At 63.9% G+C, this 12,738-nt stretch carries 11 protein-coding genes, 2 tRNA genes and 1 pseudogene; 6 read left to right on the plus strand and 8 right to left on the minus strand.

From position 1 onward, the window contains the following. Nucleotides 1-122 precede the first annotated feature (122 nt). From QX121_RS20630 to QX121_RS20650, 5 genes and pseudogenes are all read left to right on the plus strand, one after another. A pseudogene (locus QX121_RS20630) lies at nucleotides 123-397 on the plus strand (phasin family protein); the annotation flags it as partial. A 205-nt stretch (nucleotides 398-602) separates the two neighbouring features. Continuing rightward, nucleotides 603-1,037: a phasin gene (locus QX121_RS20635; RefSeq protein ID WP_315777729.1), complete on the plus strand. Its 435-nt coding sequence runs from the start codon at nucleotides 603-605 to the stop codon at nucleotides 1,035-1,037. 260 nt (nucleotides 1,038-1,297) lie between these two features. Continuing rightward, a tRNA-His gene (locus QX121_RS20640) sits at nucleotides 1,298-1,374 on the plus strand. Between the two features lie 295 nt (nucleotides 1,375-1,669). After that, entirely contained in the window at nucleotides 1,670-2,020 is a 351-nt protein-coding gene (locus tag QX121_RS20645) for a hypothetical protein (protein WP_315736366.1), read from the plus strand. Nucleotides 2,021-2,294: 274 nt separating this feature from the next. Then, nucleotides 2,295-2,972, plus strand: a complete 678-nt coding sequence (locus tag QX121_RS20650; RefSeq protein WP_315736367.1) for a ParA family protein — start codon at nucleotides 2,295-2,297, stop codon at nucleotides 2,970-2,972. A gap of 110 nt (nucleotides 2,973-3,082) precedes the next feature. On the opposite strand, the gene QX121_RS20655 is transcribed toward QX121_RS20650, so the two are convergent. The 4 genes from QX121_RS20655 to trxB form a co-directional block, all read right to left on the minus strand. Further along, the gene (locus QX121_RS20655; RefSeq protein ID WP_315777727.1) at nucleotides 3,083-3,253 is read right to left on the minus strand and encodes a hypothetical protein; all 171 of its coding nucleotides are present in this window, start codon (nucleotides 3,251-3,253) and stop codon (nucleotides 3,083-3,085) included. A 169-nt stretch (nucleotides 3,254-3,422) separates the two neighbouring features. Continuing rightward, entirely contained in the window at nucleotides 3,423-4,346 is a 924-nt protein-coding gene (gene dapA, locus QX121_RS20660) for a 4-hydroxy-tetrahydrodipicolinate synthase (protein WP_315812903.1), read from the minus strand. A gap of 445 nt (nucleotides 4,347-4,791) precedes the next feature. Then, nucleotides 4,792-5,715 (minus strand): LysR family transcriptional regulator, encoded by a 924-nt coding sequence (locus QX121_RS20665; RefSeq protein ID WP_315717522.1) that lies wholly within the window; start codon nucleotides 5,713-5,715, stop codon nucleotides 4,792-4,794. 7 nt (nucleotides 5,716-5,722) lie between these two features. After that, nucleotides 5,723-6,688 (minus strand): thioredoxin-disulfide reductase, encoded by a 966-nt coding sequence (gene trxB, locus QX121_RS20670; RefSeq protein WP_315779266.1) that lies wholly within the window; start codon nucleotides 6,686-6,688, stop codon nucleotides 5,723-5,725. A 289-nt stretch (nucleotides 6,689-6,977) separates the two neighbouring features. Here trxB and QX121_RS20675 point away from each other — a divergent pair, with 289 nt between their 5' ends. After that, complete coding sequence (locus tag QX121_RS20675; protein WP_015664493.1) at nucleotides 6,978-7,457, plus strand: Lrp/AsnC family transcriptional regulator; 480 nt, start codon at nucleotides 6,978-6,980, stop codon at nucleotides 7,455-7,457. 82 nt (nucleotides 7,458-7,539) lie between these two features. Here QX121_RS20675 and QX121_RS20680 read toward each other — a convergent pair whose 3' ends face one another. From QX121_RS20680 to QX121_RS20695, 4 genes are all read right to left on the minus strand, one after another. After that, entirely contained in the window at nucleotides 7,540-7,938 is a 399-nt protein-coding gene (locus QX121_RS20680; protein WP_315777725.1) for a DoxX family protein, read from the minus strand. 256 nt (nucleotides 7,939-8,194) lie between these two features. Beyond that, nucleotides 8,195-8,671 (minus strand): transcription elongation factor GreA, encoded by a 477-nt coding sequence (gene greA / locus QX121_RS20685; protein WP_315736372.1) that lies wholly within the window; start codon nucleotides 8,669-8,671, stop codon nucleotides 8,195-8,197. A gap of 207 nt (nucleotides 8,672-8,878) precedes the next feature. Beyond that, the gene (gene carB, locus QX121_RS20690) at nucleotides 8,879-12,343 is read right to left on the minus strand and encodes a carbamoyl-phosphate synthase large subunit (RefSeq protein ID WP_315779264.1); all 3,465 of its coding nucleotides are present in this window, start codon (nucleotides 12,341-12,343) and stop codon (nucleotides 8,879-8,881) included. Nucleotides 12,344-12,578: 235 nt separating this feature from the next. Beyond that, a tRNA-OTHER gene (locus QX121_RS20695) sits at nucleotides 12,579-12,655 on the minus strand. Nucleotides 12,656-12,738: the final 83 nt, after the last annotated feature.

Genomic DNA, 12,738 nt, shown 5'->3' on the forward strand with positions numbered 1-12,738 from the left:
CGGGGCCGTACCCCTGTCCTGCTAAAGCTTGGATAACCTTAATGTGTTCCTCGTGAGCGCAGCGCACGGAATTGCGGCGAACCCGGGCATGGCCCGTTGCAATCCCCCCGTTGGGGACCACGGCGGAGGCGACGGCAGGCTCGCTCGAACAGCGCAGCGCGAGGGTGCGGGCCGGGACCAAGGACATCGGGCCAAGGTCTTGTCCTATGCCGAAAAGAACTTCCAATCATCGCTCGACTACGCCCAATCGCTGGTGCACGCCAAGGACCTGCCCGAGGTGCTGCGGCTTCACAGCGAATTTGTTCAGGGCCAGATGCGGTCGCTCGCCGAACAGGCAAGCGAAATGGGTCAAGCCATCGGCAAGGCTGCGATCGACACTACCAAGCCCAAGGCCTGAGGGGACGTTCTCTGCTCCCGTAAATTCTGGAGGCGGGCGCGACAAAGAGTTCCTGATAATGGAATTTCCATTGCGTTGCACAAAAACGACACGATATAGCTCTACGCGAGGTTGTTACCTCCCAGGGGCGGTTCCTCTGCGTGATCCGAAGTGACTTCCCGATTGCCGGGACGGTCCAGTCTCAATGTTTCGAAGGATACATGCCATGACCAATGCCACCGATCCGTTCTCCGCGTCCATCATCCCGTTTGAGGTTCCCGAGCAGGTGCGCGCGCTCGCCGAAAAAGGCGTGTCGCAGGCCCGTGAGAACTACGCCAAGTTCAAGGACGCTGCGGAAACGCACAATTCGGCCATCGAGGCCTTCTTCGCCAACGCCAGCAAGGGCGCCGGCGTCTACTCGTCCAAGGTCATGGAATTCACGAAGGCCAATACGACGGCTTCGCTCGACTTCGCCCAGGAGCTGTTCGGCGTGAAGTCGCCGTCGGAGGCGATGGAGCTGTGGACCGGTTTCGCGCGCAGGCAGTTCGAGACCTTCACGTCCCAGGCCAAGGAGCTCGGCGAGCTCGGCCAGAAGGTTGCGGCCGAGACGGTCGAGCCGATCAAGGAAAGCGCCAGCAAGCTGTTCAAGACGGCGGCCTGAGGCCGGCCTGATTCGAGCCAGGTGCGCGATACGGTTGTGCGCCGGTGAGGCCAGCGGAAGATCCAGGACCCGGACGCGTTGCGGCCGGGTTCGATGCTTTCTGGGCTCCCGCTTGAACGGGGGCTCACTCGGGCCGAAACGGCGTCAAAAAACGCCGGCATGGCCGGGGACTTTATCCGTTCTCGGCCTTGCCAAATTGGCCCGTTGCACCTAGTTTCCGGCCCGTTCGGACGCCCCCTCGCGGGCAGTCCATGGCGGATGCAGTTGTAGCTCAGTTGGTTAGAGCGCCTGTCTGTGGAACAGGAGGTCGGTGGTTCGAGCCCACCCAACTGTACCATGGCCAGGACCATCGCTGTGCCGTTCGCTAGCTCACCTCTATACGTGCTCCGCGCCCCATTGATCGTGCGCCGTGACTTGTAGCCCTGTCGCGACCTCTCGCGTATGGCTGTAGGCTGGGCGTGTGCGCAGAGCTGTGCGGAAGCCTGAGCCCGGTCTCCGTATTTCGACGGATATATCGCCGGGGCGTGCGCTCGCTTGCGGTTTGCTGCGCCGGATCAGAAGCACGGCGTGGCGCTTGCTTGCGAATCCTGTCTCCTTCAATCACACTTTGCGGCAACGAGGGGGAGGGGACGATGAGAGGGATTGATCTCGATCCATGCATCTCTGCCGTACTGATCGTAGTAGCCGCGCTGTTAGTCCCCGTAACCGCACGGGCCTATACCCCCGAGCAGGAGCAGGCGTGCACGGGCGATGCGTTCCGGCTTTGTAGTTCCGACATTCCCGACGTCGATCGTGTCACCGCCTGCATGGTCCGCCGCAAGGCCGAGCTGTCGCCGCCATGCCGCGCCCAATTCGGGCCACCGCAGCGCCAGGCAGCGTCATCTGGCCGCGCGGAACGGCCGATGAGCATTCGTCCTGTCACCAAGCCGGTCACTGCGCGCGCCGGCAAAGCGAAGAAGTGGACGCGACCGGACGCGACTTGAGCGATGCCGATGGCCGCATTTGGCGGCACTCGGAATGACCGAGGTCCTTGGATGCGCACCTCGGTGCGCAGCCTCAACATGCAAATGCGATGGGGCATGACCGGATGTTGTCGAACATCGCGGCCGGATCTGCTGTTTTGCCTGCTTTGGTGTGACTCAAAAACCAATCCGTTTCGGCAATCAGGAGTTACGTCTTATTAATCGCTAAATTTTTCTTCCGCGAATCAGTCCGCTGATTCATTTTCGCTGCCGGGGTCAATCTGGAGGCCAAGGTATGAACGTCATTGTTTTCGCATCGCGTAAGGGCGGCTCAGGCAAGAGCACCCTGGCCGCCCATCTCGCTGCGCAGATCAAGTCGAGCAAGTCTAGTCTGCTCATCGATGCGGACCCTCAGGGGTCGCTGACGCTTTGGCACAAGCTGCGCGGCACCAACGAGCCGCCGATCAAGACGGCCGTGAACTCGGTGAGCGCGATCGTGTCCGCCGCCCGCCGTGACGGCGTCGAGTGGGTGCTGATCGATACGCCGCCGACCATCTCGGCCGTCGTCGAGGATGCGATCAAGAACGCGACCATGGTGATCATCCCGGCCCGCCCTGGCGTGTTCGACGTCAACGCGGTGCAGGAGACGATCCAGACCTGCCGCGCCGCGCGCAAGCCCTACGCGGTCGTTCTCAATGGCGCACCGGCGCGCCGCGACGATGCCGAAAGCCCGATCGTTACCATCGCCCGGGAGGCGCTGGCGAAGTTCAAGGCGCCGGTGTGGGGCGGCCAGATCACCAACCGCGCCGATCTGCTGATGGCGCTGGGCCAGGGCGAAGGCGTGCGTGAATATTATGCGGAAGGGCGCGCCGCAGCCGAGATCGCGCGCCTCTGGGCTGCGATCGAGCGCTCGGTGCGGGCGATTCGCGGGACCGTGTCGGCTAACGGCGCCATGCACAAGCAGGCGGCCTGATCGCGGCATCAGATGAGGCATCGACGCGCGGTCTTCCGCGCGTTTTTTGCGTCGGGTCAACGATCTCGCGTGGGTGCCGACTTCGCGCCGCGCGAGAGGGCGCGACGAGGTCAGGCGACCATCAGGAAATAGAAGGCGATCGCCGGCGTCAGGGTCAGGATCACGGACCAGATCCCGACCGCCCAGAGAATGTCTTCGACGCTGAATCCCTGATGCTCAGGGTATGGATGATCCTGCAAAGCCACGACGCCCCCGCGCTCTTTGACGTTTTCAACATCCATAGCGGAACATCTTTAAACACGAGGTTGCGGACTGCGCCGCTTTTGATCGCGTTTGTTAGCTCGGATTAACCACGGAGGTTCTGCTTCGCCTCCGCAGCGGTGGCGCGGCTCTGCTTGGCCCTCCTGATCGGGAAGGGAAGGCAGAGCCGGCGAATAGGTTGGAGCGTGCTCAGGCAACGCGGTTCTGCGTGGTCGTCGGCTGGCGCCGCTCGATCTGCTGATCCAGCCGTGCGGCGAGCTCGGCACCGATCTCCACCATTGGCAGCCGCACCTCGGGGCTCGCAATGACGCCGGTGCGCGCCAGCCAGTACTTGGCCGGTGCCGGGCTCGGCTCGGTGAACAGCAGCCGCGTGAGATCCTCGACCTGCGCCCAGCACGCTGCTGCCGCGTCGTGACGGCCGGCCTTCACGTGCTGCAGGATTGCGGCAAACGTCTCGGTCTCCAGATGCGCCGAGAGCAGGATGGCGCCGTCGGCACCGGCCTGCAGCGCATCGAAGCTCTGGGCGTCTTCGCCCGTCAGGATATGAAACCCTGCGGGCCGGCGCGTGATCAGCTCGCGCGTCTGCGTGCGGTTGGCGCAGCAATCCTTGAGGCCTGCGACGGCCGGATGTTGCGCGAGCCGTAGCAGCGTCTCGTTGTCGAGGCCGACCGCCGAGCGATAGGGAATGTTGTAGAGCACGATCGGACGGGCGGTACGGTCAGCCAACGCGGTGAAATGCGCCAGCAGGCCGCGCTGAGACGGACGCACGTAAGGCGGACTCGAGATCAGATAGAAATCGATCGGCCATGATGCGGTTCGGTCGAGCGATTCGCTCACCTCGGCCGTCGCCACGCCGCCGACACCGAGACAGATCGGCAGCGACCGGCCGGTGGCGTCGAGCTCGTCCCGGACCATGCTGATCAGACGGGAGCGCTCGTCCCATGACAGCGCCAGTCCTTCGCCTGACGTGGCACCGAGCACCAGTCCATCGATCGGCTTGGCGGCGTAGTGCCGAACCAGATTGCGCAAGGATGGCTCGTCGAGCGCGCCATCGCGGAATGGCGTGATCAGGGGCAGCCAGAGGCCCTGCAGTCGGGTCGTAATGTTGGTCATGGTCCATCTCCTTGGGTGGCAGGAGCCGGAGACGGGACACGCAAAAAAAGCCCCGTCCTCGCGGCGGGGCTGGTGATGCGGCGGTGAATTCGAGAGATTCTAGCGCGCGCGTCCACATGTCCCCGGAAGGGGAGCTTTTTTCGACGACAGCTTGGCGTGCGAAGACGTGGACATGCGATCTAGATGCGCGGTGCAGGCGACGCTGTCAACGCCGCATCGGGCACGACACGGAAACATTCGGCAAAAAAATAGCCGGGCCCAAATGAGCCCGGCTGGAGGTATTGGCCATTGAGGCCGACACAATCACCTTCCAAGAGGGATTACTGAACGCTTGCGCCGCTGGAGGAGGGGGGACAATGCGCAACGCCAACGCCCAGCACAACCTCAGTATGGGCTCTATGGCGTCGCAGCAACCATGCAAGCCGCATGTCAGACATGCACAATCTCACGCCGGCCAGCGCTGCGCTTTACTCACGACGAAATCACGGAACACTTGAACGCGTGCGACCGTTTTCAGTTCCTCAGGATAGACGAAGTAGGTGTCGAGTTGGATCGAATCCGACTCTCCGAACAATTGCACGAGACGGCTGTTTTCCTCGACGAGGTAGTCCGGCAGAGCCGCGATGCCGAGGCCTTGCTGGCAGGCGCGGACCAGGCCGAGAATGTTGTTGACCCTGAAATAGGCCTCGCGCGGACCGGACCCGTTGCGGCCAGCATCGACCAGCCAGCTGCGGTTCTGGAGATGCGGGGCGACTTGGCCGTCGGCCAGCATGATGATGCGATGATCATCGAGCTCGTCGAGTGTGCGCGGCGTGCCGAAGCGCTTGACATATTCCGGCGAGCAATAGGCGTGGAAGCTGATCGCGAATAGCTTGCGCTGGATCAGGTCCGGCTGTGTCGGCTTGCGGGTGCGGATCGCCACGTCGGCCTCGCGCATCGACAGATCAAGCTCCTCGTCGGTGACGATCAGCGAGATCCGGATCTCCGGATAGAGCGCGGTGAATTCGCCGAGTCGCGGGATCAGCCAGTTGATGCCGACGCCCGGCGTGGTCGTGATCTTCAGGTCGCCGCTCGGGCGCTCGCGGCTGTCGGTCAGCTTGGCGCGCGCCGCCTGCAGCTGCATGAAGACGTCATGCGCGGTTCGGAACAGAAGGTCGCCTTGCTCCGTCAGGATCAGCCCGCGGGCGTGGCGGTGGAATAGCGAGACTGCGAGCTCCTGCTCGAGCGCGCTGACCTGGCGCGACACCGCCGATTGCGACAGCCCGAGCTGCTCCCCGGCATGCGTGAAGCTGCCTGCTTCCGCCGCTGCGTGAAACACCTTCAGCTTGTCCCAATCCATATCCGTAAATCCATCCCGTGATCGTGGCATCGTCAGTTCATTCCGCCGCGGCGCGTTCGCTCGCGGCGTGGGCGAGGAAGCGTTCGGCCTCGAGGGCGGCCATGCAGCCCATGCCGGCTGCGGTGATCGCCTGCCGATAGGTTTCATCGGCAACGTCGCCGGCTGCAAACACGCCGGGAACGGAGGTCGCGGTCGAGCCCGGCATCACCTCGACATAACCGGACGGTTTCAGTTTCAGTTGCCCCGCGACCAGCTCGGTTGCCGGCGCGTGGCCGATCGCGACGAAGACGCCGTCGACGGGCAGCTCGGTGAGCGCGCCGGTCTTGACGTTCTTGAGTCGGACATGCGTGACCTTGGATGGCGAGCTGGCGCCGCAGATCTCATCGAGGGCGCTGTCCCAGACGACCTTGATCTTGGGATGCTTGAACAGCCGCTCCTGCAGGATGCGCTCCGCGCGGAAATGGTCGCGCCGGTGCACGACGGTGACGGTCGAGGCGAAATTGGTCAGGAACAGCGCTTCCTCGACCGCGGTGTTGCCGCCGCCGACGACGATGACTTCCTTGCCGCGATAGAAGAAGCCGTCACAGGTCGCGCAGGCCGAGACACCGAAGCCCTTGAAGGTCTCCTCCGACGGCAGCCCGAGCCAGCGCGCCTGCGCGCCGGTCGCCAGGATGACGGTCTCGGCGAGGTAGACGTCACCGGAATCGCAGGTCAGGCGGAACGGACGCTGTCCCAGCTCCAGCTTGGTCACGAGGTCGGTCTTGATCTGGGCCCCGACATGCGTCGCCTGCTGCTCCATCTGCTCCATCAGCCAGGGACCCTGGATGACGTCGGCAAATCCCGGATAGTTTTCCACGTCGGTGGTGATGGTGAGCTGGCCCCCGGGCTGGATGCCCTGGATCAGCACCGGCTCCAGCATAGCTCGTGCCGCGTAGATCGCCGCCGTATAGCCGGCAGGGCCGGAACCGATGATGACGACTTTGGCATGGATCGGAGCTTGCATGTGGCCGAAGACTCGCTGGAAAAGGGAGGATTGACGACGCAGCGAGCGGAATGCGCGGAAGAAACGCTCCGAAGCCCCATCGAAAATGTCAAATCCAAGTCTAAGCGATCTGGCAAGCTATGCAAGAATTGCAACGCATCTCGGCGAATTTTCCCTTCACGACCCGGTCAACAGGGGAAATCTAAAGTAATAAAATTGCGCAAATTGACCGGCTTGCGCTAAGAGAGTTGCCCATCGTCTCCCCGGCGCCCTGCGCCCCCCTCCTGTTCCGCCAGAGCCCACAATCCCCGTGTCCAAGAATCTTGATGAGATCGATCTCAAAATCCTGAGTGAAATTCAGGCCGACGGCAGGATCACCAATGTCGAGCTCGCCAAGCGGGTCGGCATCTCGCCGCCGCCTTGCTTGCGCCGGGTGCGGACCCTGGAGGAGGAAGGCTACATCACCGGCTACCGGGGCCTGCTCGACCCGCGCAAGCTCGGCTTCGACGTGACCGTGTTCGCCTCGGTCCACCTGTCGAGCCAGGCGGACGCCGACCTGAAGGCGTTCGAAGAGTTCGTGCGGTCCGAGCCGCTGGTGCGGGAATGTTGGATGCTGTCCGGCGAGGTGGACTTCATCCTGAAATGCGTGGCACCGGACATGGCGACGTTTCAGGAGTTCGTGACCCACCTGACGGCGGCACCTCACGTGCGCAACGTGCGAACGTCCCTGGTGCTGCACAACTCGAAATACGAGGCGGCGGTGCCGCTCGAGGTCAAGGGGCGCAGCTAGGCCCGGCTGTCCTTCCGGGCCAGCCTCGCCAAGGCTGAACCCGGAAGCTCGAGGTCGCGAAGCGAACAGGACGCGAGAGAGTTCAGTTCTTTTTGCGCAGCAGCGCGTCCAGGCTGATCGAACCCCCGCCCGAGGTCGTCAGATAGAGGCAGGCAAAGCAGAGCGCGATCGCCAGCGAGCCGTTGTTGACGACCGGGAAGAAACCTCTCGGGAAGTGGCCAATGAAATAGGCGAAGGCCATCTCGCCGGACAGGATAAAGGCGACCGGGCGCGTGAACAGCCCAAGGATCAGCAATCCGCCGAGCACCAGTTCGAGCGAACCGGCCGCACCGTACAGCGACAGCAGCTCAACTTTGGCAAACATGTCCACGGCCGGAAACTTGAAGATCTTCGCCACGCCGTATTGAAACAACAACAGGCCCGTGACGAAGCGAAACAGGCTGAGCACAGCCGGTTGCCATTTCGAGAACATCTGCTCCATGTCGATCATCCCCCAATCAAAGCCATCATGATGCGACGGACCGGACCCATCCTCCCGGCACGGCTCGTCGGTTCTGCACTAGCTCATTCCTGAAAGCCCGTCACCGGCGTGTGGCCTGCAGTCCGATGAATTGACCGTGTGCTGCCGAACGCCATTGCGCCGCAGTGCGGCCGGCCAAACGACGAAGGGCCGCGCCTTCGCGCAGCCCTTGGTTTCGTCCGAACGGTCACAGGCACCGCTCCGATGCCTCGGGTCCTCAGCGCCACTCGACCTTGGCGATCTCGTAGGACTTGGCGCCGCCGGGCGCCATGACCTCGACGGTGGTGCCCATCTTCTTGCCGATCAGCGCGCGCGCCAGCGGCGAGGTGATCGAGATCTTGCCCTTCTTGGCATCCGCCTCGACCTCGCCGACGATCTGCCAGACCGCCTTCTTCTCGGTGTCCTCGTCGATCAGGGTCACCGTCGCGCCGAACTTGATCGTGTCGCCGGAGAGCTTGGTCACATCGATGATGTCGGCGCGCGCGAGCTTGTCCTCGAGCTCGGCGATGCGGCCCTCGTTGTGAGACTGCTCTTCCTTGGCGGCGTGATATTCCGCGTTCTCGGACAGGTCGCCATGCGAACGCGCTTCCGCGATATGTTCGATGATGCGCGGACGGTCCACCGATTGGCGCTGCTTGAGCTCGTTCTCCAACGCGGCGTAGCCCATCGAAGTCATGGGAACCTTTTCCACCATCTCTTCTCGTCCTTCAGTCGTGCGGGCGGGGGCGCGCACGATCAGCAGCTTCAGAATAGGCCTTTGCGGCTCAAAGCAAAGCCTGAAGGCCCGGCAAGACCGTCCCGTCAAAGGCCGGTACAACATCGAACGGGGCAGCGGGTTCCTGAAAGCTTCTATTGCCGATTGTTGCCAACCGCTTAGCGGGCGTTCGCCCGCGCGCTGCGATTAGTTTTCGGAAAAGTAACTCTGCAGGGTGCGGACCTCAAGGTCTCCCCCGAGATAGGCACGGATGCCTTGCGCGGCCGCCACGGCACCCGAAAGAGTGGTGTAATACGGCACTTTATGCAAGAGGGCAGCGCGCCGCAGCGAACGGCTGTCGGCCAGCGCCTGCGGGCCTTCGGTGGTGTTGAAGACCAGCTGGATGTCACCGTTGGTGATGGCGTCCACGATGTGCGGCCGTCCCTCCAGCACCTTGTTGATCTTCTCGGTCGGCACGCCCTGGTCGGTCAGGAAGCGCTGGGTCCCGGATGTCGCCACCACCTTGAAGCCGAGCTCGTGCAGCATCCGCACCACCTCGGTGATGCGCGCCTTGTCGCTTTCACGTACTGACACGAACACCGTGCCTTTGCGCGGCACGCGTGTGCCGCCGCCGAGCTGGCTCTTGGCGAACGCCACGGCGAACGAGCGGTCGATGCCCATCACCTCGCCGGTCGAGCGCATCTCCGGGCCGAGCACGGTGTCGACGCCCGGGAAACGGGCGAACGGGAAGACCGATTCCTTGACGCCGACATGCCTGAGCGCGCGCTTCTTCAGGCCGAAATCGGCGAGCTTCTCGCCGGCCATGATTCGGGCGGCGATCTTGGCGACTGGCGTGCCGACCACCTTGGCGACGAAGGGCACCGTGCGCGAGGCGCGCGGATTGACCTCGAGCACGTAGATCGTGCCGTCCTTGATCGCATATTGCACGTTCATCAGGCCGACGACGTCGAGCCCGAGCGCCAGCTCGCGGGTCTGCCGCTCCAGCTCGGCGATGGTCGCCTCGTCGAGCGAATGCGGCGGCAGCGAGCAGGCCGAATCGCCGGAGTGGATGCCGGCCTCCTCGATGTGCTCCATGATGCCGACGATGAAGGTATCCTTGCCGTCGGAAAGGCAGTCCACGTCGATCTCGGTCGCGTCCGACAGATAGCGATCGAACAGCAGCGGGTTCTTGCCCAGCACCGTGTTGATCTGGCCGGTCTTGTCGTTCGGGTAGCGCGCCTTGACGTCGGCCGGTACCAGCTCGGGCAGGGTGCCGAGCAGGTAGTCGCTGAGCTGGTTGTCCTCGCGGATGATCTGCATCGCGCGGCCGCCGAGCACGTAGGACGGGCGCACCACCAGCGGCAGCCCGAGATCGGCAGCCACCAGGCGGGCCTGCTCGACCGAATAGGCGATGCCGTTCTTCGGCTGCTTCAGATGCAGCTTGTCGAGGACGCGCTTGAAGCGGTCGCGGTCCTCGGCGAGGTCGATGGCCTCCGGCGAGGTGCCGAGGATCGGCACGTCGGCCGCCTCCAGCGCACGCGCCAGCTTCAGCGGCGTCTGGCCGCCGAACTGCACGATGACGCCATGCACCGTGCCGTTCTTGCGCTCGGTCGCGATGATCTCCAGCACGTCCTCGGAGGTCAGCGGCTCGAAATAGAGCCTGTCGGCGGTGTCGTAGTCGGTCGAGACCGTCTCCGGATTGCAGTTGACCATGATGGTCTCAAAGCCGGCGTCGGACAGCGCGAAACAGGCGTGGCAGCAGCAATAGTCGAACTCGATGCCCTGGCCGATCCGGTTCGGACCGCCGCCGAGAATGATCACCTTCTTCTTGTCGGACGGCGCGCTCTCGTCGGCGAGTTGGCCTGCGAACAGCGTTTCGTAGCTCGAATACATGTAGGCGGTGGGCGAAGCGAACTCCGCCGCGCAGGTATCGATGCGCTTGAACGCCGGACGGACGCCCAGCGCCTGCCGCTTGGCCGCGACGTCGGCTTCGGTGGTGTTGGTCAGCACCGCGAGCCGTGCATCCGAGAAGCCCATCGCCTTCAGCGTGCGCATGCCGCTCGCGTTCGGCGGCAGGCCGTGCCGGCGGACCTTGTCCTCCATCTCGACGATGCCGCGCATCTGCGCCAGGAACCACGGGTCGATCTTGCAGGAGTTGAAGATGTCCTCGTTCGACCAGCCCAGCCGCATCGCCTGCGCGACCTGCAGGAGACGGTTCGGCGTGGGCGTGCCGAGCGCAGCCCGGATCGCGTTCTTGTCGTCGCCGCGCCCGAGACCTTCGATCTCGATCTCGTCGAGGCCGGTGAGACCGGTCTCCAGCCCGCGCAGCGCCTTCTGCAGGCTTTCCTGGAAGGTGCGGCCGATCGCCATGACCTCGCCGACGGACTTCATCGAGGTCGTCAGCGTGGTCGAAGCCCCCGGGAATTTCTCGAATGCGAAGCGCGGGATCTTGGTGACGACGTAGTCGATGGTTGGCTCGAACGAGGCCGGGGTCGCGCCGCCGGTGATGTCGTTGGCGATCTCGTCCAGCGTGTAGCCGACCGCGAGCTTGGCCGCGACCTTGGCGATCGGGAAGCCGGTCGCCTTGGAGGCCAGCGCCGAGGAGCGCGACACACGCGGATTCATCTCGATCACGACCATGCGGCCGTCGGTCGGGTTGACGCCGAACTGCACGTTGGAGCCGCCGGTCTCGACGCCGATCTCGCGCAGCACCGCCAGCGAGGCGTCGCGCATGATCTGGTATTCCTTGTCGGTCAGCGTCAGCGCCGGCGCGACGGTGATCGAGTCGCCGGTGTGCACGCCCATCGGATCGAGGTTCTCGATCGAGCAGATGATGATGCAGTTGTCCTTCTTGTCGCGGACCACCTCCATCTCGTACTCCTTCCACCCGAGCACCGATTCCTCGATCAGCACTTCGTTGGTGGGGGAGGCGTCGAGCCCGCGCTCGATGATGTCGAGATATTCTTCCTTGTTGTAGGCGATGCCGCCACCGGTGCCGCCCATCGTGAAGGAGGGACGGATGATCGCGGGCAGGCCGATCTCGGACAGCGCCATCAGCGCCTGGCCGAGCGCATGCTCCTGGTAGCGCTTGCGGCGCTCGTTCTCGCCAAGCGTCCATTGCCGGTCGAGCTCGTCGCGCTCGGCACCCGACAGCTTCTCGCGCTCGGCGAGATATTTGTCGCGGTACTGCTTCTTCAGCGCGGAGGCGTTGGCGAGCCGCGACTTCGGCGTCTGCAGCCCGATCTTCTCCATCGCGTTGCGGAATAGCTGGCGGTCCTCGGCCTTGTCGATCGCGTCAGCCGTCGCGCCGATCATCTCGACGTCGAACTTCTCCAGTGTCCCCTGCCGGCGCAACGACAGCGCGCAGTTCAGCGCGGTCTGCCCGCCCATGGTCGGCAGCAGTGCGAAGCCGCCGGGGATGACGTGGCGTTCCTTCTCGATGATCTTGGCGACGATCTCGGGCGTGATCGGCTCGATATAGGTCGCATCGGCCAGCTCCGGATCGGTCATGATCGTGGCCGGATTGGAGTTGACGAGGACGACGCGATAGCCCTCCTCCTTCAGCGCCTTCACCGCCTGCGTACCGGAATAGTCGAATTCGCAGGCCTGGCCGATCACGATCGGACCGGCGCCAATGATCAGGATGGTCGAGATGTCGGTTCGTTTCGGCATTCAAGCTCACGGGCAAGGAACGGGCAGGAATTGGGCACAAAAAAAGGGCGCGCGTATCGCGCGTCCCCGTAAGGCCCAGGCGCGACCAGTGCTCGCGCGCGAGCGGTCTTTAGACCAGTTTCCTCTGAGCGAAAAGGGTTTTGGGCCGAAATCAACGGCCAATTTGGCGGAGAGGGGCGGAGGGGCGCCCTGCCGTCGCTGGCTCGCCGAGCCGAAGCTGCGCAGCAGCGAAGGCTGGAGGCCCGGCCTGGACTTGAACCAGGTTCAAGAGCGTTGCACCGCTCTTCGCGTCGTAGCTTCCGCCACCGGGCCGAGGGTGATCTTACCTCTCACGGCCGCGTGAGCCAGCCCGTGTTTCAGTTAACCCTAATCCAGTTGCTTGATGTTGGCAGTTG

It is taken from the genome of Bradyrhizobium sp. SZCCHNR2028, assembly GCF_032380995.1.
GTDB lineage: Bacteria > Pseudomonadota > Alphaproteobacteria > Rhizobiales > Xanthobacteraceae > Bradyrhizobium.

What these genes read in the sequence shown, in the direction of transcription:
- QX121_RS20635 (WP_315777729.1), top strand. Translation starts at nt 603, where the DNA reads ATGACCAATGCCACCGATCCGTTCTCCGCGTCCATCATCCCGTTTGAG.
- QX121_RS20645 (WP_315736366.1), top strand. Translation starts at nt 1,670, where the DNA reads ATGAGAGGGATTGATCTCGATCCATGCATCTCTGCCGTACTGATCGTA.
- QX121_RS20650 (WP_315736367.1), top strand. Translation starts at nt 2,295, where the DNA reads ATGAACGTCATTGTTTTCGCATCGCGTAAGGGCGGCTCAGGCAAGAGC.
- QX121_RS20655 (WP_315777727.1), bottom strand. Translation starts at nt 3,253, where the DNA reads ATGGATGTTGAAAACGTCAAAGAGCGCGGGGGCGTCGTGGCTTTGCAG.
- dapA (WP_315812903.1), bottom strand. Translation starts at nt 4,346, where the DNA reads ATGACCAACATTACGACCCGACTGCAGGGCCTCTGGCTGCCCCTGATC.
- QX121_RS20665 (WP_315717522.1), bottom strand. Translation starts at nt 5,715, where the DNA reads ATGCCACGATCACGGGATGGATTTACGGATATGGATTGGGACAAGCTG.
- trxB (WP_315779266.1), bottom strand. Translation starts at nt 6,688, where the DNA reads ATGCAAGCTCCGATCCATGCCAAAGTCGTCATCATCGGTTCCGGCCCT.
- QX121_RS20680 (WP_315777725.1), bottom strand. Translation starts at nt 7,938, where the DNA reads ATGGAGCAGATGTTCTCGAAATGGCAACCGGCTGTGCTCAGCCTGTTT.
- greA (WP_315736372.1), bottom strand. Translation starts at nt 8,671, where the DNA reads ATGGTGGAAAAGGTTCCCATGACTTCGATGGGCTACGCCGCGTTGGAG.
- carB (WP_315779264.1), bottom strand. Translation starts at nt 12,343, where the DNA reads ATGCCGAAACGAACCGACATCTCGACCATCCTGATCATTGGCGCCGGT.